Origin of the sequence: Peptoniphilus lacrimalis DSM 7455, assembly GCF_000378725.1 — a bacterium.
GTDB lineage: Bacteria > Bacillota > Clostridia > Tissierellales > Peptoniphilaceae > Peptoniphilus_A > Peptoniphilus_A lacrimalis.
The window spans coordinates 49,356-75,129 of sequence record NZ_KB900368.1 but is presented as its reverse complement, the minus strand read 5'-3'; the positions used below and the strand labels follow the sequence as shown (position 1 = coordinate 75,129).

18 protein-coding genes and 2 pseudogenes are annotated in these 25,774 nt (G+C 36.2%); 18 read left to right on the top strand and 2 right to left on the bottom strand.

The genetic code is table 11. From position 1 onward, the window contains the following. Positions 1-37 precede the first annotated feature (37 nt). The 8 genes and pseudogenes from F594_RS0101770 to F594_RS0101740 all read left to right on the top strand — a co-directional run bounded on the left by F594_RS0101770 (position 38) and on the right by F594_RS0101740 (position 13,409). A complete protein-coding gene (locus F594_RS0101770; protein ID WP_019034344.1) occupies positions 38-1,759 on the top strand; it encodes a DNA topoisomerase 3 in 1,722 nt (573 codons plus the stop codon). After that, complete coding sequence (locus tag F594_RS0101765; protein WP_019034343.1) at positions 1,752-2,717, top strand: DNA cytosine methyltransferase; 966 nt, start codon at positions 1,752-1,754, stop codon at positions 2,715-2,717. Before F594_RS0101770 ends, F594_RS0101765 begins: the two co-directional genes overlap by 8 nt. Positions 2,718-3,487: 770 nt before the next feature. After that, positions 3,488-3,922 carry a TnpV protein gene (locus tag F594_RS10025; protein ID WP_409371759.1) on the top strand — a complete coding sequence of 145 codons (435 nt, stop codon included), beginning with the start codon at positions 3,488-3,490 and terminating at the stop codon, positions 3,920-3,922. A 587-nt stretch (positions 3,923-4,509) separates the two neighbouring features. Beyond that, positions 4,510-8,979: pseudogene (locus tag F594_RS0101760) on the top strand (helicase-related protein); the annotation flags it as partial. A gap of 351 nt (positions 8,980-9,330) precedes the next feature. Further along, a complete protein-coding gene (locus F594_RS09635; protein ID WP_155802180.1) occupies positions 9,331-9,486 on the top strand; it encodes a hypothetical protein in 156 nt (51 codons plus the stop codon). A 69-nt stretch (positions 9,487-9,555) separates the two neighbouring features. After that, positions 9,556-11,226 carry a group II intron reverse transcriptase/maturase gene (gene ltrA / locus F594_RS0101750; protein WP_019034340.1) on the top strand — a complete coding sequence of 557 codons (1,671 nt, stop codon included), beginning with the start codon at positions 9,556-9,558 and terminating at the stop codon, positions 11,224-11,226. 88 nt (positions 11,227-11,314) lie between these two features. Beyond that, positions 11,315-12,709, top strand: a pseudogene (locus F594_RS0101745) (helicase-related protein); the annotation flags it as partial. 40 nt (positions 12,710-12,749) lie between these two features. Continuing rightward, positions 12,750-13,409, top strand: coding sequence for a single-stranded DNA-binding protein (locus F594_RS0101740; RefSeq protein ID WP_000384996.1), 660 nt, complete (start codon positions 12,750-12,752; stop codon positions 13,407-13,409). A 68-nt stretch (positions 13,410-13,477) separates the two neighbouring features. Here the strand turns inward: F594_RS0101740 and F594_RS0101735 are convergent, their stop codons facing one another. After that, a complete protein-coding gene (locus F594_RS0101735) occupies positions 13,478-14,809 on the bottom strand; it encodes a relaxase/mobilization nuclease domain-containing protein (RefSeq protein ID WP_001018662.1) in 1,332 nt (443 codons plus the stop codon). A gap of 2 nt (positions 14,810-14,811) precedes the next feature. After that, positions 14,812-15,168, bottom strand: a complete 357-nt coding sequence (locus F594_RS0101730; protein WP_000013547.1) for a plasmid mobilization protein — start codon at positions 15,166-15,168, stop codon at positions 14,812-14,814. Positions 15,169-15,476: 308 nt separating this feature from the next. On the opposite strand from F594_RS0101730, the gene F594_RS09185 reads away from it, so the two are divergent. The 10 genes from F594_RS09185 to F594_RS0101680 all read left to right on the top strand — a co-directional run bounded on the left by F594_RS09185 (position 15,477) and on the right by F594_RS0101680 (position 25,774). Then, entirely contained in the window at positions 15,477-15,950 is a 474-nt protein-coding gene (locus tag F594_RS09185) for a TetR/AcrR family transcriptional regulator (protein ID WP_010247058.1), read from the top strand. Between the two features lie 340 nt (positions 15,951-16,290). Beyond that, positions 16,291-16,605 carry a YdcP family protein gene (locus F594_RS0101720; RefSeq protein ID WP_000420682.1) on the top strand — a complete coding sequence of 105 codons (315 nt, stop codon included), beginning with the start codon at positions 16,291-16,293 and terminating at the stop codon, positions 16,603-16,605. A gap of 15 nt (positions 16,606-16,620) precedes the next feature. Continuing rightward, complete coding sequence (locus F594_RS0101715) at positions 16,621-17,007, top strand: YdcP family protein (RefSeq protein WP_000985015.1); 387 nt, start codon at positions 16,621-16,623, stop codon at positions 17,005-17,007. Between the two features lie 28 nt (positions 17,008-17,035). Beyond that, positions 17,036-18,421 (top strand): FtsK/SpoIIIE domain-containing protein, encoded by a 1,386-nt coding sequence (locus F594_RS0101710; protein WP_000813488.1) that lies wholly within the window; start codon positions 17,036-17,038, stop codon positions 18,419-18,421. Between the two features lie 177 nt (positions 18,422-18,598). Beyond that, positions 18,599-19,804, top strand: a complete 1,206-nt coding sequence (gene mobT, locus F594_RS0101705) for a MobT family relaxase (protein WP_000398284.1) — start codon at positions 18,599-18,601, stop codon at positions 19,802-19,804. A 42-nt stretch (positions 19,805-19,846) separates the two neighbouring features. Further along, positions 19,847-20,068 carry a hypothetical protein gene (locus F594_RS0101700; protein ID WP_001009056.1) on the top strand — a complete coding sequence of 74 codons (222 nt, stop codon included), beginning with the start codon at positions 19,847-19,849 and terminating at the stop codon, positions 20,066-20,068. 116 nt (positions 20,069-20,184) lie between these two features. Beyond that, on the top strand, positions 20,185-20,682 hold the full coding sequence (locus F594_RS0101695; protein ID WP_000342539.1) for an antirestriction protein ArdA: 498 nt from the start codon (positions 20,185-20,187) through the stop codon (positions 20,680-20,682). Further along, positions 20,657-21,163 carry a conjugal transfer protein gene (locus F594_RS0101690; RefSeq protein ID WP_000506270.1) on the top strand — a complete coding sequence of 169 codons (507 nt, stop codon included), beginning with the start codon at positions 20,657-20,659 and terminating at the stop codon, positions 21,161-21,163. Before F594_RS0101695 ends, F594_RS0101690 begins: the two co-directional genes overlap by 26 nt. Further along, on the top strand, positions 21,147-23,594 hold the full coding sequence (tcpF, locus tag F594_RS0101685) for a conjugal transfer ATPase TcpF (RefSeq protein WP_000331160.1): 2,448 nt from the start codon (positions 21,147-21,149) through the stop codon (positions 23,592-23,594). The genes F594_RS0101690 and tcpF overlap by 17 nt, the downstream gene beginning before the upstream one ends. Positions 23,595-23,596: 2 nt before the next feature. Then, positions 23,597-25,774 (top strand): CD3337/EF1877 family mobilome membrane protein, encoded by a 2,178-nt coding sequence (locus F594_RS0101680; protein WP_000804748.1) that lies wholly within the window; start codon positions 23,597-23,599, stop codon positions 25,772-25,774.

Here is a 25,774-nt window from a genome sequence, read left to right as displayed (position 1 = left end):
GAAATCTTTCGCTCTTTTTTTATTTATGGAGGTATTAATGAAATTAGTAATAGCAGAAAAGCCAAGTGTAGCAGTTACAATTGCAAAAGCAATTGGATCAAGAACAAGAAAAAACGGATATTATGAGGGAGGTGGATACATTGTTTCATGGTGTGTTGGTCATTTAATTCAAATGGCAAGTCCAGATAAGGTAGATGAAAAATGGAAGAAATGGACAATAGAAACTCTTCCTATAATTCCAGAAGAATATATTTATGAAGTATCTAAAAGCACTAAGAAACAATATGGAGTTTTAAAGAAGCTTTTAAACGATAAGAACATCGACACAGTTATAAATGCTTGTGATGCTGGAAGAGAGGGAGAACTTATTTTTAGGCTTGTATATAATCAAGCTAAATGTAAGAAGAAAATTCAAAGACTTTGGATATCTTCAATGGAAAACAAAGCTATTGAAGATGGATTTAGAAATCTTAAAGACGGAGAAAACTTTGAAGACTTATATAGATCGGCAAGTGCAAGAGCCATTGCTGATTGGCTGGTGGGAATGAATTTAAGTAGGCTTTATTCTTGCATTTACAAGGAAACCTATTCTGTTGGTAGGGTACAAACACCAACTCTATATTTAATAGCTAAAAGGGATAGTGAAATAAATCTATTTAAGAAGCAAAAATATTATACAGTTGACCTATCTTATAAAGGATTGAAACTTGTATCAGATAGGATTGATAAAATCGAAGTGGCAGAGCAACTTTTAAACTTGCTAGAAGATGAAATAGTTATTACAGAGGTAGAGGATAAAGAAATAAGCACAAAACCAGATAAGCCTTATGATCTCACTACCTTACAGAGAGAAGCAAATAAATATTTTGGATATTCAGCAAAAGACACTTTAAATATGGCACAAGGTCTGTATGAAAAAAAGCTAATCACATACCCAAGAACAGATAGCAGGTATTTAACCGATGATATGGTTACTACTATGAAAGAATTATTAGAAGGACTTGAAGAAGGTTTTAAAATCAACGAATCAAACTTTAAGTCTATTTTTAATTCATCTAAGGTTACAGACCACTATGCAATTATTCCTACTATATCAGGTATTGGAAAAGCCAAAGATTTATCTGATAAAGAAAGCAAAGTCTATAATCTAATTAAGAATAAATTACTTGCTTCATGTTCGGATAACTTAAAGGAATCTAGTAGAAAAATTAGATATGAATATGATAAATTTAACTTCAATGCAAGTGGCAAGACTGTAATCGATGAAGGTTATACAAAGTATCTAAAGACCTATGGAAAGGGAAGACAAGAAAATGAATTACCAGATATAAAGACTGGAGATAAAATTAAGCTAACTTCTAAAAATATATCGGAAAAATTTACAAAAGCTCCAAGTCATTATAATGAAAATACACTTTTAAAGGCTATGGAGAGTGCAGGAGTAGAATCCCTCGATAAAGAAATAGAAGTGGAAAGAAAAGGCTTAGGAACACCAGCTACAAGGGCAGGAATTATTGAAAATCTTATCCATAAAGATCTCATAAGAAGAGATAAGAAAAATTTACTTGTAACAGAAAAAGGTAATAGACTTGTATCGATTGTAGAGGATAAGTTTAAGTCGGCAGAAACAACATCTGAATGGGAAATGAAACTTGCAAAGATTAGCTCTGGTGAAGTAGATAAAGAAGATTTTTTAAGAGAAATAGAAGATAGTATAAGGGAGCTTGTAGATAGGTACAAGAATAATCTAAATGAATAAGGTGAAAATATTAGAGCTTTTCGGTGGCATAGGTGCTATTAGAAAGGCTTTTATTAATTTGAAGATACCTTATGAAGTAGTTGATTATGTAGAAATAGATAAGGCTTGCGTTAAATCATACAACGCAATTTATGGAGAAGATTATAAGCCAAAATCAGTAGTAGGATATAAAGCTCCTAATGAGAGGATAGACTTAGTTATGCATGGAAGTCCTTGCCAAGACTTTTCAAGAATTGGAAAAAAGCAGGGAGGAGTTAAAAATTCAGGAACTAGATCAAGCCTACTATTTGAAACAATTAGAATAATAAAAGAAATGAAAGATAAACCTAAATGGATAATTTGGGAAAATGTAAAGGGAGTCCTTGATAGAAATATGGGGGACTCCTTTTTTATTTATCTAAAAGAGCTAGAGAGCCTAGGATATGAAAACAAGTATGAAATCTTAAATGCAATGGACTTTGGGATACCTCAAAAAAGGGAGAGGATATTTGTTGTTTCATGTCTTGGAGCAAATAACTTTTCTTTTAATAAATTGGAGAGGAAAGAAACCAGACCACTAAGTGAATTTTTAGAAAAGAATGTAAGTGAACTTTATACCATGACTCAACCTTATATGCTGAAATTTTTAAATAAAGGCATAGATAATAGTTTTAGAGGGCGACTCAAAGTGATTAAAGATTTTTCTTATACTATTTCCACAAAACAAATGAGAGTACCTAATTCTGGAATAATAGATATTGGAAATGGTAGGTATAGGTATTTAACAGAAAGAGAATGCCTAAGACTCATGGGTTTTGATGATAGCGATATAGACAAATTAGAGAAAGTACACCCAAGAAGAAAAAATTGCACCTCAAGCAAACTATATAAACAGGCCGGCAATTCTATTGTGGTTGATGTTTTAATAGCTATTATAAAAGAAATTCATAGAATGGAGGTAGAAAATGCAAGTAAATGATTTTAAGAATATACAAGAAGCTATAAAGTATGAAGTTTTACAAGATGAAAATGAATATTTAAAACTCTTAAAGGTTATAGGTAACAATCAGAAATATGATTTTTCTAGCCAACTAAGTATATATAACAAAGAACCTGAAGCTAGAGCTTGTGCGACTTTTGATATGTGGAAAAAATATTTTGGCAGAGTTGTTATGAGAGGTCAAAAGGGTATTCCAATTTTAGTTGGAAGTGATGTGAACAAAAAAGTTTCATATATTTTTGATATTAGTCAGACCACATCAATGGATAGGAATATTAATGAGGTTAGCTTATGGCAGTTTGATCACGAAAACCATAACGAGGCTTTAAAAGAAATAATAAGAGATTTTTCATTTGAAGCTAGTGATTCACTTAATGAAAATATATTTTCTTTGAGCCGAATTTATGGAGATGAATATATTAACTTGGCTCTTGCTGATTTGAGAATAGATATAGAGGATAGATTAAGTTTTGAAAAGTTTATGAGGGACTCAATATCCTATGCGGTAGCTAATAGGTTTAATACAGTTTATCCTATGGATATGGAAAATTTAAAAAATAATTTTTCGAGGATTAATACAATTTCTTTAGAGCAGATAGGTCTTGTAATATCAAGGGTTAGTGAAGATATTATAGATAGCACAATAGAAAAATCTAAGGAAATAGATCGTGCTAGGCTGCTGACAGAAAGGGCCGTTGCCGACTATAATAGAGATATAGAAAATATAAACGAAGATAGAGGAGGTCAAGATGATTTATATAGACGAGATGATAGGTCAAGAAGTAGAGATGGACGAGTTTTCACAGATAGAAGCGACAGAGAAAATAGCAATGAAGATCGAGGAGAAAACCTTGGACATGATGGAGAAGGATCTGGAATTTATGGAGAAATTTCCGAATCCGACATACGCAGTTCTAAGACTGTCTTACCTGGTAGGGAGCGAGGACATGGAGAACTGGAAGAAACTTCAGAAAATGTACGAGGAGAAAACACTTTTGAACCACCTGAAGGAAATTCAGAATCAGGCAGTGGACTTTATCAAGAGAGAGAAAGTCAAGATGATGAAAGCACAAGGATTGACAGAGAAGATGAAAAGAGAGAATCCAGAGGAATACCAAGGACAGATGAACAACTTGATGGCAACAGTGAAGAAAATGGCAATCAAGGAATACGTGGAAGCTTAGAAAATGAAATAAGCCAAAAAAAGGAAGCTGATGAAGCTTCTTTTTTTGATGGCAAAAACATTGAAAATAGAAAAGATTATTGGATTGTAGAATTTAATGAAAACCACGAATTAGTTCCCGATTATAGTGGGCAGATAGTAACTAAAGACTTAATTAATGTCCTAAGACAAAAAGATATTAATGTTAAAGACCATAATCAAACTCATGGAGAAAATGAGTTTGGAGAAATGACTGATGATTATATCGGATATTTCAAATTCTATTTTGACCACTATGTAGACGGAGAAGTTGTCGAACACTATAGGATTGACCTTGGTGATGGTGAAGAAGTAAATGAGCGTGAATTTTCATATTTAGAAGAGCAAGTTGAACTAAGCGAGGAAAAATCTTTACAAGAAGAAGTTAAGGAAAATATAGAGCCTAAATTTAAGATAGGTGATCAGGTTAGATATAAAGATAAGGACTTTACCATTACAGACTTTGATGAACTAAGTGGAGGACTTAAAACTGTCACTATCAGAGATAATATGGAATATATGGGAGGTATGATTAGGGGTTCGGAAGTAATTCCATATAGAAACGATTCATACCTTGAAGAAATCTTTGAAAATCTAAGTCAAACATCAGAAAAACTAGCAGTAAAGGTTGGTAAGGAATTTATTTTAAAAGATGAGAATGTCTTTGATGGAATTAACTTAATTGAAACTGGAACTAAAGTAGAAATTAATGGGGAAGAATATCCTTTATATAAGGGTGAAACATTTGAAGAAAGTAGAAAGATTGATGACCTTTTAGATAGTGGAAATTATGAGATATACAAATTATCTGAGCATGAAAAACAAATTGAAATACAAGTAGAGCAAGAAAGCTTTATAGATAACCACAATCCTGAAATTGACCAAATGATGGATAGATACAATGTTCCAAGAGAAGCAGCCGAAAACTTATTGAGGGGTAAAGAAGATTTAAAGAATCTAGGCTATGAACCTAATAAGGAAAGGCTAAGTTTTGCTAGAAATTATGACTTAAAAAATCATATCTACTCAGAATACCTAACACCATCAGAAAGGCTAGATAAAAATATAAAAGCCATTAAAATGCTCAAAAGACTTGAAAATGAAAACAGAAGTCCAAGAGAGTATGAACAAGCCTATCTTGCTGACTATCTAGGTTGGGGAGGTCTTGCTGATGTCTTTGATGAAGAAAAAGGAGGGCAATGGCTTGAAGCAAGAAATATTTTAAAAGAAAATCTAACAAATGATGAGTATTTGAATGCTAAAGAATCTACCTTAACATCATTTTATACACCTAGAGAGGTAATGGACGGAATATATAAGACTCTAACAGATATGGGATTTAAGACTGGAAATATCCTTGAACCATCTGCAGGAGTTGGTAACTTCATTGGTAATATGCCAAGTGAAATGAAAGCGTCTAAAATCTATGGAGTAGAAAAAGATAGCCTAAGCGGAAGAATAGCAAGAGAGCTTTATCCTGAAGCTAATATTCAAATTAAAGGTTTTGAAGAAACAAACTTCTCAAATAACTTTTTTGATTTAGTTATAGGAAATGTACCCTTTGGAGATTTTAAAGTTAACGATCGTGAATATAACAGAAATAATTTTCTGATTCACGATTATTTTTTTGCAAAGTCAATAGATAAGGTAAGAAATGGAGGAATTATTGCCTTCATAACTTCATCTGGAACTATGGATAAAAAAGATGAATCTGTTAGAAAATATATTAATGCAAGATGTGAGTTTTTAGGAGCTATGAGGCTTCCTAATACAACATTTAAAGGACTTGCTGGTACAGAAGTTACTTCGGATATTATTTTCTTAAAAAAGAGAGATTCAGTTATAGAAAGAGATGATGATTGGATTCATCTAGCAACTGATAAAAAGGGTTTGACTTATAATAAATACTTTGTAGATAATCCTCAAATGGTATTAGGGGATATGAAAGAAGTATCTGGAAGATTTGGAAATACTATTACTTGTGATGAAAAAGAAGACGAAAATTTAAAAGATTTAATGGATCTTGCAAGTAAGGAAATATCTTCAAATTCAAAATATGAAGAAGTCGAGCTATTGGAAGATGAAGAATTAAGTCTTCCAGCAACAGACGATGTTAAGAATTTCTCATATACCATTATTGACGAAGAGGTCTACCTAAGAGAAAACTCAGTCTTAATTAAGCAGAATATATCAGATAAAAATAAAGAAAAGATAAAAGATTATCTTGATGTAATGAATGCTTTGAAAGATGTAATAGAAAAACAAAAGGATGATTTTTCAGACGAAGAAATAAAAGAGTCACAAGCAAAGTTAAATGAAGTTTATGATAACTTTTCAAAGAAACATGGCTTTCTTAACTCCTTATCAAATACTAGAGCCTTAAAGGAAGACTCAAACTTTCCTTTGGTATCATCAATAGAAATACTTGATGATGAGGACAATTTCAAAGCTAAGAGTGATATATTCTCAAAAAGAACAATAACAAAGGCAAAAGTAGTAGACTATGTAGATACTTCCCTTGAAGCCTTAGTCTTATCAGTTTCGCAAAAGGGATATGTAGATTTTGAATATATGGAATCTATAACAAGTAAAGATAGGGACACCTTAATTGGTGAGCTTGAGGGCGAGATATTTTTAGATATTAAGGATACAGACCTAATAAATAACAGAATGCCCTTTGAGAACTTTGACAATGACGATCCATTTCATTTTTCATATGTATCGGCTGATGAGTATCTAAGTGGCAATATCAGAGAAAAAATTGGTTACCTCAATTCATATATCGGAGAAATTGAAAATGTAATAGATTTAGCACCTTCTGAAAAGAAAGACACATTATTAAACGAGTTAGGCAAACTCAAATATCAGAGAGAAAAATTACAAGAAGTTATGCCTGAAGAACTTACGGCTTCTGATATAAATGTAAGATTAGGAGCAACTTGGATACCTCAAAAAGATATAGAAGACTTTACTTTTAACCTTTTAAAAACACCTGGCTATGATAGGTGGAATATAAATGTTAGGTTTTCGCCACATACAAGTGAATGGAACATTGAAGGTAAAAGTGTTGACTCGACTAATGACCTCGCTAACATGACTTATGGTACAAGTAGAGTGAATGCCTATAAGCTAATTGAAAATGCCCTTAATCTAAAAGATACTAAGGTATTTGACCAAATAATAAATGATGATGGTTCTAAGACTTCTGTATTAAACAAAAAAGAAACTATGCTTGCAAGTCAAAAGCAAGAACTAATTAAAGAAGAATTTAAGAATTGGATATTTGAAGATCCTGATAGAAGATATAGGCTAGAGAAGATTTATAATGAAAAATTCAATTCAATTAGAAATAGAGAATTTGATGGTTCTAACTTAACTTTTGATGGAATGAATACTGAAATCAGACTTCGAGAACATCAGAAAAACGCCATAGCAAGGACTCTTTATGGTGGAAATACACTACTTGCCCATGTTGTGGGAGCAGGAAAGACATTTGAAATGGTAGCTTCTGCCATGGAATCTAAAAAGTTAGGACTTGCAAGTAAGTCATTATTTGTAGTTCCTAATCATTTAACCACTCAAATTGGTAGAGAGTTCATGCAATTATATCCGTCAGCAAACATTATGGTGGCCGACAAAAAAGACTTTCAACCTAAAAATAGGAAAAGATTTATTGGTAGGATTGCAACGGGAGAATATGACGCAGTTATCATAGGACACTCTCAATTCGAAAAAATACCGATGTCTAAGGAATACCAGGTAAGACATATACAAGACCAAATAGATGATATAGTTTCCTTTATTGATGAGAACAAAAGAAATAGAGGAGAAAATTTCACAGTAAAACAACTAGAAAAGACAAAGAAGAAGCTTTTGGTAAGACTTGAAAAACTAAATGATGACTTTAAAAAGGATGATGTAATAACCTTTGAAGAACTAGGAGTAGATAAGTTATTTATAGATGAAGCTCATAATTACAAAAACTTATTCTTGCATACAAAGATGAGAAATGTAGCTGGTATCGGTCAAAGTGAAGCCTTTAAGTCTTCAGATATGTATATGAAATGTAGGTATATGGACGAAATGACAGATGGAAAGGGAGTTGTATTTGCTACTGGTACACCAATATCAAATTCAATGACAGAGCTTTATACCATGCAAAGATACCTTCAATATGACGATTTAAAGGCAAGAGGATTAGAACATTTTGATGCCTGGGCTTCTACTTTTGGAGAAACAGAAAATACCTTTGAATTATCTCCAGAAGGTACTGGATATAGGCAAAAGACAAGATTTTCAAAGTTCTATAACTTGCCAGAATTGATGTCTATGTTTAAAGAAGTAGCAGATATAAAGACTTCAGATATGTTAAATTTGCCAGTGCCAGAAGCAAACTTTGAAGTTATTAAAACGAAACCTACTGAGGAACAAAAAGAAATATTAGAAGCCATTTCAGAAAGAGCTGACGCAGTTAGAAATAATCAAGTCGAGCCAACAGAAGATAATATGCTAAAGATTACAAATGATGGTAAAAAACTTGCTCTTGACCAAAGATTAATAAATCCACTACTTCCAGATGATCCTAATTCAAAGGTAAATGTATGTGTTAAAAATATCTTTTCGATCTGGGATAAGACAAAAGAAAATTCATCGACACAATTGGTATTTTCAGATATGTCTACACCAAAAGGAGATGGAGAATTTAATATCTATGATGATATTAGAAATAAGCTAGTGAATATGGGAATACCAAAAGAGGAAATAGCCTTTATCCACGAAGCAGATACAGACAAACAAAAAGATGAATTATTCTCTAAAGTAAGAAGAGGAGAAGTAAGAGTCTTGTTAGGATCTACTCAAAAAATGGGAGCAGGTACAAATGTACAAAATAAACTCATAGCCTTACATGATTTAGACGTCCCATGGAGACCGTCTGATCTAGAGCAAAGAAGTGGTAGAATTGTTCGTCAAGGTAATGAAAATGATAAAGTTAATATCTTTAGATATGTAACAGAAAATACCTTTGACGCCTATTTATGGGTGCGACATGAAGTCGCTTAATTTAACTGTTTGGCATGATGACCAAACCAACTATTCCGTTAGTTGAGCCGAGTATCGACTGCACTTAGGTGTGGTAAGCCGATATTAAAGTAACCCTACTTGAGGTAAAACCGTGAGGAAATACCGAAACTGCCAGCAACAAGGTGGTTAGGGAGCGAGGCTTGATAATATGGCTAACATATGTGAACTACTGATAAATGTCGTTAAGGCGAACAGGCTAAAGTTGCTGATAAGCCTGAACCAAAATGGTGTGTAGTCGGATAATCCTTTCCATAGTGGGATTACACGGACAAAAAGACTACCGGCAGAGAGGTAGAGCCTAAGTTATCAATGTTAATTAAGTGGAACATGGTAAGCCTGTACTATTGCCATAAGGCAAGGCAAATCGTAAGAAATGCTGATAATGGTGCAGGTAAAGGAGAATGGAAAAAGCGAATGCCATCTTGTAATGAGATGGATAGGGGTTCAAAATTTGCCCTAACTTGAAAGAGTGCAGACTTCCATTTGGTTTTTAATCACAAGAGAACTTGTAGAATTTTTGAAAGGAGAAAGCAAATGAACAGTAAAATGTGTGCTACTACTAACAGAGCTAAAGACTGGGAAAGTATAGATTTTTCTCTAGCAGAAAGCTATGTTAAAAAACTACAAATGCGTATTGTGAAAGCGTGGAAAATGAGTAAATACGGAAAGGTAAAATCTTTACAACATTTACTCACAACTTCATTTTATGCAAAAGCCTTGGCTATTAAGAGGGTAACTGAAAATCAAGGCAAGAAAACAAGTGGTGTTGATGGTGAATTATGGCTAACATCACAGGCAAAGTATAAGGCGATAGAAAAGTTAAATTTAAAAGGATATAAACCTAAGCCTCTTAAAAGAGTGTATATACCAAAGAAAAATGGGAAGAAAAGACCTCTCAGCATTCCTACAATGACAGATAGAGCAATGCAAACCCTATATAAATTTGCACTTGAACCCATAGCAGAAACTACTGCTGACCCTAATTCTTATGGATTTAGGGCAAAAAGATGTACACAAGATGCTATCGAGCAGTGTTTTACATCACTTAATAAAAAGAAATCTGCAAAATGGGTACTTGAGGGAGATATAAAAGGTTGTTTTGATAATATAAGTCATGAATGGATATTAAATAATATTCCAATGAACAAGAAATTATTAAAACTTTGGCTTGAGTGTGGATATATAGAAAAACAAAAACTATTTACAACAGAAACAGGAAGTCCCCAAGGCTCGCCAATATCACCTATTATATCCAATATGGTATTAGATGGTTTAGAAAAAGCAATCAAAGAGAAATACCATAGAAGAACAGTAAATAAGAAAACATATTTCCCAAAGGTTAACTTTGTTAGATATGCAGATGATTTCATCGTTACAGGGGAAAGTGCAGAATTGCTTGAAAATGGTGTAAAGCCAATCATTGTAAAATTCTTGGCTGAAAGAGGTTTAGAATTATCAGAGGAAAAGACACTCATAACACATATAAATGACGGTTTTGATTTTCTTGGAGTTAATATTAGGATGTATAAAGATAAGTTGCTTACAAAACCATCTGATAAGAACTTCAAGGCTATTGTTGATAAAATCAGACGAATCATAAAAGATAATCCGTCAATGAAACAAGAAATTTTGATTAGAAAATTAAATCCAATCATTATAGGTTGGGTAAACTATCAGAAATATAATGTTTCATCTAAAGCCTTTGAAAAACTTGATTATGAAATATATAAAAGCTTGTGGACCTGGTGCGTTCGTAGACACCCAAAGAAAGGTAGAAAATGGATAGCTGAGAAATACTTCCATACCATTGGAAATAGAACTTGGACTTTCAGTGTAGCAACTGGCGACAAAATGGAAAATGGTGAGAAATACTATCTTCGTCTTAAATATGCTACAGACACTGATATTAAAAGATTTACCAAGATACAAGCTGAAGCAAATCCATTTGATGAAAATTGGCAAATATACTTTGAAGAAAGAGAAGAGTTAAAAATACGAAACGAACTTAAAGGACGTACAGTTATAAATAGACTGTATAAAATGCAAAATGGAATATGTCCTGTTTGTGGAGAGAAAATAACTATTGATACAGACTTTAGAGTACATCAAACAATTCAAAATAACATTACCCTTAAAACTTTAGTACACCCTTGGTGTCATAGAAAATTGCATATAAATGATGAAGAAAACACGCTGGCTCTTTAATTAGGGCTTATAAAAACTTGAGCCGTGTGAGGGGAAACTCTCATGCACGGTTCTTAGAGGGGAAAGGGATAGTAATATCCCCGACCTACTCGACCAGACCATCGAGAATAAACAGAAGTTCATTTCTCAGATTATGACAAGTAAAACACCTGTCAGAGTGGCGGAAGATGTGGACGAAAGCAGCTTAAACTATGCAGAGATTAAAGCCCTTGCTACAGGTGATCCGAAGATTAAGGAAAAGATGGATTTGGATAATGAGGTTACAAAACTTAAAATGCTTGAAGCAAACTATAAGTCCAACCGTTACAGATTAGAGTATAAGGTTGCTAAAAACTATCCGGAAGAAATTGCAAGGACAGAAAAACTCATTGAGGCTGTAAAGAAAGATATTAAAGATGTAGAAGCAAAAGCTGAAGGAGAGGAAAAGTTTACTTCTATTACTATCGGTGGTGAGAAGATATTAGATAAAAAGTTAGCCGGAGAAAAGTTGCTTGAAGCTATTTCTAAAGTGAAAATCAATGAAAGCAAGGTTATCGGTAAGTATAGAAACATGGACTTAGAGGTAAGCTACAACTTCTTCACCAATGAGCATAACTTCAGCTTAAACGGTGCTGCAAAGCATTCAGGAGAGCTTGGAACGAGTGCGGACGGTAATATTACAAGGTTTGATAATGCTCTTGAGAAAATGCCTGAGAAATTAAAGAGGCTTGAAGAAAAGCTCCTCGGCACAAAAGAACAGCTTGAAAATGCCAAAGAGGAATTACAAAAGCCTTTTGAAAAAGCTGATGAACTAAAGGATAATGTGCTTCGCTTGGCAGAACTGAATAAGCTCCTTGATATGGGAGAAGTGGAAGAAAAGAGAAATGATAATCCCCTTGTAGAAGATGTAAAACGAGCCATCATTGACTTCTGCAACAGAGAGTATGAAGAAAATCATAGTTATGATGAGTTTGATACTCTATATCCTGATCTAAAGCACATCGGCATCGCCTATACCAATACACCTGACGAAAGACACAGCATCCAATATGAGCTTAACTTAGAGGATAAGACATGGACACAGTATATTGAAGATATACCGATTAAAACGGAGAGTTTTGATTATGAAAACAAAGGAGAAAATGAAGCTCTAAGGAATATGAAAAATGAAATAGAGCTATCCTCTTTTGAAGATTTAGTCTATGTGGATTCCGAGGACTTAAAGGCAGCTCTGGGACTGGACATTGATGATGAAGGTAACTTCTATGATCCACTTTCTAAAGACCTTGATAATGATGGAATTGCTGACAGATACGACAATGACTTTAAGGACAGCGATTATTTTGAGTCAACCTATGATGTTGAAGATAATTTGCATACCAAAGAGGAAGCCACACAGAAAACGGGTGATAAACCATCTATCTTAGGACAGATAAGAGCCTATCAGGAAGAAAGTAAAACAGAAGAAAAACAAACTGCAAAAGAACAGGAATATGTACGATAAGGGAGGGAAACCTCCCTTTTACCATGAAAGGAGATAAAACATGGATTACAAAACAATGAGAAATCAGATAGAAGATATGGTAAGTGATAATCACAAGGACTTTGTTAAGGCGGTTATCAGCATGGAAAAAGGTATCAACGATGAAAGTGCTTTGGATAAGCTCTATGAGGCTTATATGGACAATGACACCGTTAATTTACTGCATGAGGAATTTGATTACATGATTGAAGATTTAAGAGAACAGGGGCAGATTAAAAATCTTCCTTATGTTCAAGAGGAGAAAGATAATCTTGTCAATATCGTTGGAAATATTGTAGGAAAGATCGATGTAGTTGAAAGGGAAAATAAGAACGGCGAAGCCTTTCAAGTAGTAAACTTCTCTGTGGCATCTAAAGATGATGAGGGCAATAAGGTATATCATAATTGCTCCGCATACGGAGAAAAGGGTGATATTCCAAAAGACTTTAAGCAGGGAGATTTTGTAAAACTCTTTGGACAGATCAGAACTTCCGTTGACGATAACGGCAAGGAACATACTAACATCAGGATACTTTCTTCAAAGCTTTTAAAGGCAAAAGAACAGATGAAAGGTCGAGATGAAAAGAAAGAGTCTGTGCTTGGAGCTATCAAAAAATATCAGGCTGAAGATAAGGAAAAGCCTAAAGAAAAGAAAGAAACATCAAAAGAAGCTGAGAGATAAATTTATGGTCGGTGTGGTCTTGGGACTGCACCGACTCTTTTTTTATTTGCGAAAAAAGGAGATAAAGATTATCTCTCCATCTCCTTACCCATGTAGATTCCGTAATTTTTTCGTATCTTATAAAGCTCGTCCATAGTGGATTTTGAGGAAGAATACTCTTGCATAAGGGTGTTCTTTTTTTCTTGTAATTTATCAAGTTCAGCTAAAATATCCTTTGAATTTGGGAGTTTGGAATAGGATTTTTTAAGCTCTGAGAGAGCATTTTCATATAGGGTAATCTGAGCTTTGTACTCTTCAAAAAATGCCTTGTCAGACGGATTAGCAGTATATTCCTTGTAGCACGCTCTGTATTTTTTAACGGTATGAACTTGCTCCATAGTGGTGGAAAGCTTCTGCATTTCCTTATCAATAGACTTGATTTTCTCTTGTATATTTTGCCTTTCATCAGCTGCTTTTTGAATATACTCGTCAAGCTGTTTAACGGATTTAATGCCATGTTCTCTGATATAAATAACAGACTCAGCCATTGTATGAAGGTTATGTTTGGTTGCCCAATATTCGTAGCCTTTGCTTTCCTTTACCTTTGCATTGGTGTTCATGTCAATAACATTGCTGATGCGTTTTTTGACGGCAGGAGTCTTGATAAACTCTCTTTCTGCAATGCGGTCTTTTAATCTTTCTTCGGTATAATCTTCTCCGATTGTTTTAGTCCTTGTAAATCTCGCCTTATCTTTTGGCTTAAAAGCAATGTGCTTACCGTATTTGATTTCATAGCCAAGATCAGCCATCTTCTTTAAAAATTCGTCCCAGTCCTTTGACTGTTTTATCATTCTGTCAATGTCAAATTGAAGCCTGCTTTTCCAAGAAGTGCCATGTTTTGCCTGTTCATTTTCATACCAAGATTTACCGTTAGTCTTGTATTTTTTCTTATAGCTTTCGTAAAACTCGTCAATAACGGATAGGTTATTTTCTTTGCAGAGTTTATCACTCTGATAACGGATTTGGTGGTAACTTTTCTTGTTAGACTGGTAGCACCTACCTGTTACCATATTTACATTATTGAAGATGATGTGATTGTGGATATGCCCCTTATCTACGTGAGTAGATAAGACAAATTCGTACTCCTCTTTGAGTATCTTTTTACACAGCTCCATACCAATCTGGTGAGCCAATTCAGGGCTTGTTTCTCCCGGTAAAAAGGATTGAATGAGATGTCTTGCAAGAACGGTTCCTTTTGTTCCTGCGTCATTTCGTGTCCTTAAAAACTGAGTGTGAGCAGTTGATTCGTGGCATTTATGAGTGCTTACTAAAAGCTGCTCGTCTGTTTTATCTCCATTTACAATGTAGTCGATAGCAAGATTAAGAGTCGATTTTATTGGGTGTATTTTTGTAATAGCCATTATTATTCACCTTCCGTTTCAGATGTTCTTTTCAGAAGTAGTGAATGAATTTGCCACAGCTCTTTTGAGAAATGTTCAATCTCTTTTTTTATATCACCTATGTCCTCTTTGTAGATTACACCTGTCGAATTTACTCGCTTTGCAATCTGATTGATGTTGTTTGTTGCATTAGAAAGTAAGCCTTGTAAATCTCTGAAAGGCTCTAAATCCACTTGATAAATTTCCTTTTCCAAAACGCATTTGCGGATGAAATGGCTCATGTTTCTACACTTCGCAAGTCTTTTTTTCTCTTCAAAAAGAGCCTTTTCTTCTTCAGTTAGTTTAATTTCAAGTCTTTCGTTTCTTAATCTATTTGCCATAGTTAGTTCCTCCTTTGAATGTATTTCGGGGTCTTAGGGTTCTCCCTAACAATCTAAAAATTGATAAAAAAAGAAGCAGATCCCCAAGGGCTGCTTCGTCAATTTTCCGTAAGTGTCCGTACACTTACTGTGCTTGCTACAAAAGCTACAAAAGCTACAAAAGAATAATTAGAGTAGCAAGCATTAAGCGTGTATAAAACTATTTGTATTTATTGTACCATTTTTTTTATTAGAGTTCCAGAAAATACTTGACATACATGATCGACAATATTAAAATGATAACTAAGTTATCAAGATGAGGCGGGAAATTGATCAGTAAAGAGAAAGTAGGCAGAGTAATGGCAGATTTGAATGGATATGAGCTTACACATAAAAAAATCATGGATAGTGGTAAAGCGAATTTTTTGAAGGATGGATATGAACGAGCTAATTTAAGAAAAATTTGTAAAGATGCTGGAGTTACAACGGGTGCTTTTTACAGGCATTTTAATGACAAAGAAGATTTATTTATCAGTTTAGTTGATCCATTGGCAAAAGAACTTTTGGGTTTTTATAACAAGTTTGAAGAGGAATCTTTTCAAAATATAGAAAAAAATTGTGGAGAAGATTTATCAAAAATTAACATTGAAGGGTCAATTGAATCTGCATTATATATGTTTAGCAAAAAAGATTTATTTAATCTTTTAATATATAAATCATATGGTACGAAATATGATAATTATATAGAGCTTCTTGTGGAAAAGGAAGATATAAATAGACATAAAGCGTTTCATATTATTTAAGTATAAAAATAGCATAAAAATCTAGTTATCCGCATAAAAACTGGACTTATCACACTTTATCAAGGTCAAAACCACTCAATTTACTACTAATTTACTACTTATGAATGAGCTTTGATACGACGATTTATCCTTGAAAAGTGAAGATATAAAGATACTTCCAATAAAATTTGAATATTTAATAGGTAGACACTTCAAAAAATGAGGTGTCTATTTTTTTACCCGATTTTGAAAGGAAGTGAACTTATGAAAACAAAAAATCAAGAATCAAAAGGTCGTTCCCCACTCTTTAAGACCATCAAACATTCATTCAGCCAATAAAAAAGAAAGGATAGGTAAAAATATGGAACTTAAATTTGTGATTCCCAACATGGAAAAAACATTCGGCAATTTAGAATTTGCTGGCGAGGATAAAGTCGTTCAGCGAAGAATCAACGGACGGCTAACTGTCTTATCAAGAAGCTATAATCTCTATTCTGATGTTCAAAGAGCAGATGATATTGTGGTGGTGCTTCCTGCTGAAGCTGGCGAAAAACATTTCGGCTTTGAGGAACGTGTGAAGTTAGTCAATCCACGTATTACCGCAGAGGGCTACAAAATCGGCACTCGTGGTTTTACAAATTACCTTTTACATGCTGACGACATGATAAAAGAATAAAGAAAGAGAGGAAAAATGATGAGATTAGCAAATGGCATTGTATTAGATAAAGACACGACTTTTGGAGAATTGAAATTCTCTGCTCTACGTCGTGAAGTGAGAATCCAAAATGAAGACGGGTCGGTTTCAGATGAAATCAAGGAACGTACCTATGACTTAAAATCCAAAGGACAAGGACGCATGATTCAAGTAAGTATTCCTGCCAGCGTGCCTTTGAAAGAGTTTGATTATAACGCACGGGTGGAACTTATCAATCCCATTGCGGACACCGTTGCTACTGCCACCTATCAAGGAGCAGATGTTGACTGGTATATCAAGGCAGACGATATTGTGCTGACAAAGGATTCTAGTTCATTCAAAGCTCAACCACAAGCAAAGAAAGAACCGACACAAGACAAATAGTCGCTAGGTAGAAAGGAGACTTTTTCGCATGAAACAGCGTGGTAAAAGGATTCGCCCATCTGGTAAAGATTTAGTCTTTCATTTTACGATAGCGTCACTCCTGCCTGTTTTCCTGCTGGTTGTCGGACTGTTTCATGTGAAGACAATCCAGCAGATCAACTGGCAGGATTTTAACCTATCACAAGCAGATAAGATTGACATTCCCTATTTAATTATCAGTTTCAGTGTCGCAATTCTTATCTGCTTGCTGGTAGCGTTTGTATTCAAACGGGTTCGCTATGATACGGTTAAACAACTTTACCACCGTCAAAAACTGGCAAAGATGATACTTGAAAACAAGTGGTATGAATCTGAACAGGTCAAAACAGAGGGTTTCTTTAAAGATAGTGCTGGTCGTACAAAGGAAAAGATAACCTACTTCCCTAAAATGTATTATCGACTTAAAAATGGCTTGATACAGATACGGGTGGAAATCACGCTGGGAAAATATCAAGACCAACTCTTACACTTGGAAAAGAAATTAGAGAGTGGCTTGTACTGTGAGCTGACGGATAAAGAGTTAAAGGATTCCTATGTGGAATATACTTTGCTCTATGACACCATAGCCAGTCGTATTTCTATTGATGAAGTAGAAGCTAAAGATGGTAAACTTCGCTTAATGAAAAACGTATGGTGGGAATATGATAAGCTCCCTCATATGTTGATTGCTGGTGGTACAGGTGGCGGTAAAACTTACTTTATACTGACACTGATTGAAGCCTTGCTTCATACAGATTCAAAACTGTATATTCTTGACCCGAAAAATGCTGACCTTGCGGACTTAGGTTCTGTGATGGCAAATGTCTACTATAGAAAAGAAGACTTGCTTTCTTGCATTGAAACATTCTATGAAGAAATGATGAAACGTAGTGAGGAAATGAAGCAGATGAAGAACTATAAGACTGGCAAAAATTATGCTTACTTAGGTCTCCCGGCACACTTCTTAATCTTTGATGAATACGTCGCTTTCATGGAAATGCTGGGAACAAAAGAAAACACCGCAGTTATGAATAAGCTGAAACAGATTGTCATGTTAGGTCGTCAAGCTGGCTTCTTTCTAATACTGGCTTGTCAACGTCCAGACGCAAAATATTTAGGCGACGGAATCCGTGATCAGTTTAATTTCAGAGTGGCTTTAGGTCGTATGTCTGAAATGGGCTATGGCATGATGTTTGGCAGTGACGTACAAAAGGATTTCTTCTTAAAGCGAATCAAAGGTCGTGGCTATGTTGATGTAGGAACAAGTGTCATATCAGAGTTTTATACTCCCCTTGTACCAAAAGGATATGATTTCTTGGAGGAAATTAAAAAGTTATCCAACAGCAGACAGTCCACGCAGGCGACGTGCGAAGCGGAAGTCGCAGGTGTGGACTGATCTTGCTGGCTGGTGTGGCAATAGCCACGCCAGCACTTAACCCCCCGTATCTAACAGGGGGGTACAAATCGACAGGAAACAGTCAAAAAAACATTAGAAAATCCTTTGGTTACAAGGGATTTACAAAATTTCAGCGTATGTCAAATGGGCTTTAAAAGTTGACATACGCCTTTTTGATTGGAGGGATTTTTACTGAATGAACAAACTTGGTTACAGCATTTAAAAGAAAAACGCTTGGCTTATGGACTATCTCAAAACCGTTTAGCTGTTGCGACTGGTATTACAAGGCAGTATCTAAGCGATATTGAAACAGGAAAAGTCAAGCCATCAGAGGATTTACAGCAGTCCCTTTGGGAAGCTCTGGAACGCTTCAATCCCGACGCTCCCCTTGAAATGCTGTTTGATTATGTAAGGATTCGCTTTCCGACAACAGACGTACAGCAGGTGGTCGAAAACATCTTACAACTGAAACTGTCCTATTTTCTTCATGAGGACTATGGTTTCTATTCTTATTCAGAGCATTATGCTTTAGGCGACATATTCGTCCTTTGCTCCCATGAACTGGACAAAGGAGTTCTGGTGGAATTGAAAGGTCGTGGGTGCAGACAATTTGAAAGCTATCTTCTGGCACAACAAAGAAGCTGGTATGAGTTCTTTATGGACGTTTTGGTGGCTGGCGGTGTGATGAAACGCCTTGACCTTGCCATTAACGATAAGACAGGGATTTTGAATATCCCTGTACTCACTGAAAAGTGCCAACAGGAAGAATGTATCTCCGTCTTCCGCAGTTTTAAAAGCTATCGCAGTGGCGAACTGGTACGCAAAGAGGAAAAGGAATGTATGGGAAACACCCTCTATATCGGTTCATTACAAAGTGAAGTTTATTTCTGTATCTATGAAAAGGACTACGAGCAGTACAAGAAAAATGATATTCCCATTGAAGACGCAGAAGTAAAAAACCGTTTTGAGATTCGATTGAAAAATGAGCGTGCCTATTATGCAGTCCGTGATTTACTCGTCTATGACAATCCAGAGCATACCGCCTTTAAAATTATCAATCGGTATATCCGTTTTGTAGATAAAGACGATTCCAAACCTCGTTCTGATTGGAAACTGAATGAAGAATGGGCTTGGTTTATTGGGAACAATCGTGAACGATTAAAACTAACCACAAAACCAGAGCCTTACTCCTTCCAAAGGACGCTGAACTGGCTATCTCATCAAGTTGCCCCGACCTTAAAGGTTGCGATTAAACTTGATGAAATCAACCAGACGCAGGTTGTAAAAGACATTCTCGACCATGCGAAACTGACAGACCGACACAAGCAGATTTTGAAGCAACAGTCAGTAAAAGAACAGGACGTGATAACAACAAAAAAATAACTCAAATACAAATTCATTGAATATAGAGAGGAGAACATTTTTATGAATTTTGGACAAAACCTTTATAACTGGTTTCTATCAAACGCTCAATCACTGGTGCTTTTAGCAATCGTTGTGATTGGCTTGTATCTTGGCTTCAAGCGTGAGTTTAGCAAACTGATTGGCTTTTTAATTATTGCGATTATTGCGGTTGGCTTAGTCTTCAACGCTGCTGGAGTAAAAGACATTTTACTAGAGCTATTCAATCGCATTATTGGTGCTTAAATAAAACCGTTCTTTTGTGGAATATAAGTGGTTTTCTTATGTTCCGCAAAGGAATGGTACACCAAACGAAGTGCGGTAGGGATTTTTGAATCTCTACAAAGAAAGGACGTGAATATATGGACGATATGCAAGTCTATATTGCGAATTTAGGCAAATACAATGAGGGCGAATTGGTCGGTGCGTGGTTTACCTTTCCCATTGACTTTGAGGAAGTCAAAGAGAAAATCGGCTTGAATGATGAATATGAGGAATACGCCATTCATGACTACGAGTTACCCTTTACGGTTGACGAATACACTTCCATTGGCGAACTCAATCGACTATGGGAAATGGTATCGGAATTACCCGAAGAATTACAATCGGAGCTATCTGCTCTGCTCACTCATTTTTCAAGCATTGAAGAACTAAGCGAACATCAAGAGGATATTATCATTCATTCCGATTGTGATGATATGTATGACGTGGCACGCTACTACATTGAAGAAACGGGTGCTTTAGGCGAAGTACCAGCTAGTCTTCAAAACTATATTGATTATCAAGCCTATGGTCGGGATTTAGACCTTTCAGGAACGTTTATCTCAACCAATCATGGGATTTTTGAAATCGTCTATTAAATCTGTCGGTACATTACTACTGGCAGATTTTCTATTTTACGGGGTGGCTCAATCAGCTACCCCTATTTTTTATGAAAGGATTGATTACATGAAGAAAATACGAAGCTATACCAGTATCTGGTCTGTGGAAAAGGTACTGTATTCTATCAATGATTTTAGACTTCCGTTTCCCATAACCTTTACGCAAATGACATGGTTTGTCGTGTCACTCTTTGCAGTGATGATACTTGGCAACTTGCCCCCTCTTTCCATGATAGAGGGAGCATTTCTCAAATACTTTGGGATTCCTGTGGCTTTCACATGGTTTATGTCTACAAAAACTTTTGATGGTAAAAAGCCTTATGGATTTTTGAAGTCTGTCATTGCTTATGCACTGCGACCAAAGCTGACCTATGCAGGAAAAAAAGTAACGCTTGGCAGAAACCAGCCACAAGAAGCCATTACAGCAGTTAGGAGTGAATTTTATGGCATATCCAATTAAATACATTGAAAACAATCTCGTCTGGAATAAAGACGGGGAATGTTATGCTTACTATGAGCTTGTTCCTTACAATTACTCATTTCTAAGTCCAGAACAGAAAATACAAGTGCATGATTCTTTCAGACAGCTTATCGCACAAAATCGTGATGGCAAAATTCATGCTTTACAAATCAGTACAGAATCCAGCATACGTTCTGCACAAGAGCGTTCCAAAAATGAAGTCACTGGCAAGCTCAAAGCGGTTGCCTATGACAAAATCGACCAACAGACAGACGCTTTAATATCCATGATTGGCGAAAATCAAGTGAACTACCGTTTCTTTATCGGCTTTAAGTTGCTTCTCAACGATCAGGAGTTTTCTATGAAAAGTCTTACCGTTGAAGCAAAAAATGCTTTGTCTGATTTTGTCTATGATGTGAACCATAAGCTGATGGGCGATTTTGTTAGTATGAGTAATGATGAAATCCTGCGTTTTCAGAAGATGGAAAAGCTCTTAGAAAATAAAATCTCTCGTCGTTTCAAAATCCGCAGGTTAGATAAGGACGACTTCGGCTATCTGATTGAACACCTTTACGGACAGACAGGCACTGCCTATGAAGAGTATGAGTACCATCTATCAAAGAAAAAGCTGGATAATGAAACGCTGATTAAATACTATGACTTGATTAAGCCTACTCGCTGTTTGGTGGAAGAAAAACAGCGATATTTGAAAATCCAGCAGGAAGATGAAACCGTCTATGTAGCTTACTTTACCATTAACAGCATTGTCGGAGAACTGGACTTCCCGTCCTCTGAAATCTTCTACTACCAGCAACAGCAATTTACATTCCCGATTGATACGTCAATGAATGTGGAAATTGTAGCGAATCGTAAAGCCCTATCTACTGTCCGCAATAAAAAGAAAGAACTGAAAGACTTGGATAACCACGCTTGGCAAAGTGATAATGAAACCAGCTCCAATGTGGCGGAAGCTCTGGAAAGTGTGAATGAGCTGGAAACCAATTTAGACCAAAGCAAGGAATCTATGTACAAGCTGTCTTATGTGGTAAGGGTATCAGCAAATGATCTTGACGAACTCAAACGTCGTTGTAATGAAGTGAAAGATTTTTATGACGATTTAAGCGTAAAACTGGTACGACCATTTGGGGATATGCTCGGCTTACATGAAGAATTTTTACCTGCCAGCAAGCGTTATATGAATGATTATATTCAATACGTGACCTCTGATTTCCTCGCTGGTTTAGGTTTTGGTGCTACTCAAATGCTGGGGGAAAATGAGGGGATTTATGTTGGCTACAGCTTAGATACTGGACGCAATGTCTATCTGAAACCTGCTCTTGCCAGTCAAGGGGTTAAGGGTTCAGTAACCAATGCGTTAGCGTCGGCTTTTGTTGGTTCGCTGGGTGGTGGTAAATCCTTTGCGAATAACCTTATCGTCTATTATGCGGTGCTTTATGGGGCACAAGCAGTGATTGTAGACCCAAAAGCAGAACGTGGCAGATGGAAAGAAACCTTGCCAGAGATTTCCCATGAAATCAATATCGTCACTCTGACTTCTGATGAGAAAAACAAAGGCTTACTTGACCCTTATGTGATTATGAAAAATCCCAAAGATTCTGAATCACTGGCTATTGATATTCTGACATTCCTTACGGGGATTTCCTCTCGTGATGGGGAACGCTTCCCAATCCTTAGAAAAGCCATTCGTGCAGTAACCAATAGTGAAGTACGAGGGTTGATGAAAGTGATTGAGGAATTACGGGTTGAGAATACGCCACTAAGTACCAGTATAGCCGACCATATCGAAAGTTTTACAGACTATGACTTTGCACATTTATTATTCAGTAATGGTTATGTGGAGCAGTCTATCAGCTTAGAAAAACAACTGAACATTATACAGGTTGCGGACTTGGTACTTCCCGACAAGGAAACTTCCTTTGAGGAATATACCACTATGGAGCTTTTATCCGTTGCTATGCTGATTGTCATTAGTACCTTTGCTTTAGACTTTATCCATACAGACCGAAGCATTTTCAAGATTGTAGATTTAGACGAAGCATGGAGCTTTTTACAGGTAGCACAAGGAAAAACACTATCTATGAAGCTGGTTCGGGCTGGTCGTGCTATGAACGCTGGGGTATATTTCGTGACCCAAAATACAGACGACCTCTTAGATGAAAAACTGAAAAATAACCTCGGCTTAAAATTTGCATTTCGTTCCACTGACCTTAACGAGATTAAAAAGACCTTAGCCTTTTTTGGTGTAGACCCAGAGGACGAAAACAATCAGAAGCGATTGCGTGATTTGGAAAACGGGCAATGCCTTATCAGTGATTTATATGGTCGTGTCGGTGTGATACAGTTCCACCCTGTATTTGAAGAACTGCTCCATGCCTTTGATACCAGACCACCTGTGCGAAAAGAGGTGTAAATGTGAAACCATCAATAGTAAACAGAATAAAATCAAACTGGACGCTGAAACGTCTAGGTAAAGTGGCAATGACAGTGGCTTTCACACTTGTGATTGCCATTTTTCTTTTAGCCATGCTGGGAACGGTGGTTCAAGCTGCGGGCTTGGTAGATGATACGGTCAATGTGGCAAATGAATACAGCCGATACCCACTTGAAAACTATCAACTGGATTTTTATGTGGATAATAGCTGGGGCTGGCTTCCGTGGAACTGGTCGGACGGGATTGGAAAACAGGTCATGTATGGACTATATGCCATTACCAATTTTATTTGGACAATCAGTTTGTATGTTTCCAATGCGACAGGTTACTTAGTACAGGAAGCCTATTCCTTAGACTTCATTTCCGCTACAGCAGATTCCATTGGTAAGAATATGCAGACCTTAGCTGGTGTGAGTGCAAACGGATTTTCAACAGAGGGTTTCTATGTTGGATTCCTCTTACTCTTGATTTTGGTTCTTGGGGTTTATGTTGCCTATACGGGACTGATAAAGAGAGAAACCACAAAGGCAATTCATGCCATTATGAATTTTGTGCTGGTGTTTATCCTATCGGCTTCCTTTATTGCCTACGCTCCCGACTACATTAAAAAAATCAATGACTTTTCATCAGACATCAGTAATGCCAGTTTATCACTTGGCACGAAGATTGTCATGCCCCATTCCGATAGTCAAGGCAAGGACAGCGTGGACTTAATCAGAGATAGCCTGTTTTCCATACAGGTTCAGCAACCGTGGCTACTGCTTCAATACAACAGTTCAGACATTGAAAGTATCGGTATTGACCGTGTGGAAAGCCTGCTCTCCACCAGCCCAGATTCCAACAATGGCGAAGACAGAGAAAAAATTGTTGCGGAAGAAATTGAAGACAGAAGCAATACCAATCTAACCATTACAAAGACCATTAACCGTTTAGGTACAGTCTTCTTCCTATTTGTCTTCAATATTGGGATTTCCATATTTGTATTCCTATTAACAGGAATCATGATTTTCTCGCAGGTACTTTTTATCATCTATGCTATGTTTCTGCCTGTGAGCTTTATTTTAAGCATGATTCCATCATTTGATGGTATGTCAAAACGAGCCATAACAAAGCTCTTTAATACCATTTTGACACGAGCTGGAATCACATTGATTATTACGACAGCATTTAGTATTTCAACCATGCTCTATACCTTATCGGCTGGTTATCCGTTCTTTTTGATTGCTTTTCTACAGATTGTGACCTTTGCAGGAATCTACTTCAAGCTGGGCGATTTAATGAGTATGTTTTCTCTACAGAGTAACGATTCTCAAAGTGTGGGAAGTCGTGTGATGAGAAAACCTCGTATGCTTATGCACGCTCACATGCACCGTCTACAGCGGAAACTTGGACGTTCCATGACTACTCTAGGGGCTGGGTCTGCCATTGTTACAGGTAAAAAAGGACAGTCGGGTTCGGGGAGTTCTGCAAGGACACAAGCAGATCACTCCCGACCAGACGGAAAGGAAAAATCAACACTTGGAAAACGTATCGGTCAAACCATCGGTACAGTAGCTGATACCAAAGACAGAATGGTAGACACTGCTAGTGGTTTGAAAGAACAGGTTAAAGATTTGCCGACCAATGCAAGATATGCAGTATATCAAGGAAAATCCAAAGTAAAAGAGAATGTCCGTGATTTAACCAGTAGTATTTCTCAAACCAAAGCGGACAGAGCCAGTGGACGCAAGGAACAGCAGGAACAAAGGCGAAAAACCATTGCGAAGCGTCGCTCTGAAATGGAACAGGTCAAACAGAAAAAACAGCCTGCTTCTTCTGTTCATGAAAGACCGACTACAAGACAAGAACAATATCATGATGAACAGACCTCAAAACAGTCTAATATTCAGACTTCATATAAGGAATCTCAACAAGCCAAACAAGAGCGTCCAGCAGTTAAGTCCGATTTTTCAAGTCCAAAAGTGGAACGCCAAGGCAATACCGTTCAAGAAAAAACCGTTCAAAAGCCAGCAACTTCAACCACTACAGCAGATAGAACTTCACAACGTCCAATCACAAAAGAACGTCCGTCTACTGTTCAAAGAGTACCACTACAAAATACAAGAAGTAGACCACCAATCAAAACCGCCACCATTAAGAAAGTCGGTAAGAAACCATGA

Excerpts from the sequence above, each read along its gene's own strand:
- F594_RS0101770 (WP_019034344.1), top strand. The coding sequence starts at position 38 with ATGAAATTAGTAATAGCAGAAAAGCCAAGTGTAGCAGTTACAATTGCA.
- F594_RS0101765 (WP_019034343.1), top strand. The coding sequence starts at position 1,752 with ATGAATAAGGTGAAAATATTAGAGCTTTTCGGTGGCATAGGTGCTATT.
- F594_RS10025 (WP_409371759.1), top strand. The coding sequence starts at position 3,488 with ATGATTTATATAGACGAGATGATAGGTCAAGAAGTAGAGATGGACGAG.
- F594_RS09635 (WP_155802180.1), top strand. The coding sequence starts at position 9,331 with ATGTTAATTAAGTGGAACATGGTAAGCCTGTACTATTGCCATAAGGCA.
- ltrA (WP_019034340.1), top strand. The coding sequence starts at position 9,556 with ATGAACAGTAAAATGTGTGCTACTACTAACAGAGCTAAAGACTGGGAA.
- F594_RS0101740 (WP_000384996.1), top strand. The coding sequence starts at position 12,750 with ATGGATTACAAAACAATGAGAAATCAGATAGAAGATATGGTAAGTGAT.
- F594_RS0101735 (WP_001018662.1), bottom strand. The coding sequence starts at position 14,809 with ATGGCTATTACAAAAATACACCCAATAAAATCGACTCTTAATCTTGCT.
- F594_RS0101730 (WP_000013547.1), bottom strand. The coding sequence starts at position 15,168 with ATGGCAAATAGATTAAGAAACGAAAGACTTGAAATTAAACTAACTGAA.
- F594_RS0101720 (WP_000420682.1), top strand. The coding sequence starts at position 16,291 with ATGGAACTTAAATTTGTGATTCCCAACATGGAAAAAACATTCGGCAAT.
- F594_RS0101715 (WP_000985015.1), top strand. The coding sequence starts at position 16,621 with ATGATGAGATTAGCAAATGGCATTGTATTAGATAAAGACACGACTTTT.
- F594_RS0101710 (WP_000813488.1), top strand. The coding sequence starts at position 17,036 with ATGAAACAGCGTGGTAAAAGGATTCGCCCATCTGGTAAAGATTTAGTC.
- F594_RS0101700 (WP_001009056.1), top strand. The coding sequence starts at position 19,847 with ATGAATTTTGGACAAAACCTTTATAACTGGTTTCTATCAAACGCTCAA.
- F594_RS0101695 (WP_000342539.1), top strand. The coding sequence starts at position 20,185 with ATGGACGATATGCAAGTCTATATTGCGAATTTAGGCAAATACAATGAG.
- F594_RS0101690 (WP_000506270.1), top strand. The coding sequence starts at position 20,657 with ATGGGATTTTTGAAATCGTCTATTAAATCTGTCGGTACATTACTACTG.
- tcpF (WP_000331160.1), top strand. The coding sequence starts at position 21,147 with ATGGCATATCCAATTAAATACATTGAAAACAATCTCGTCTGGAATAAA.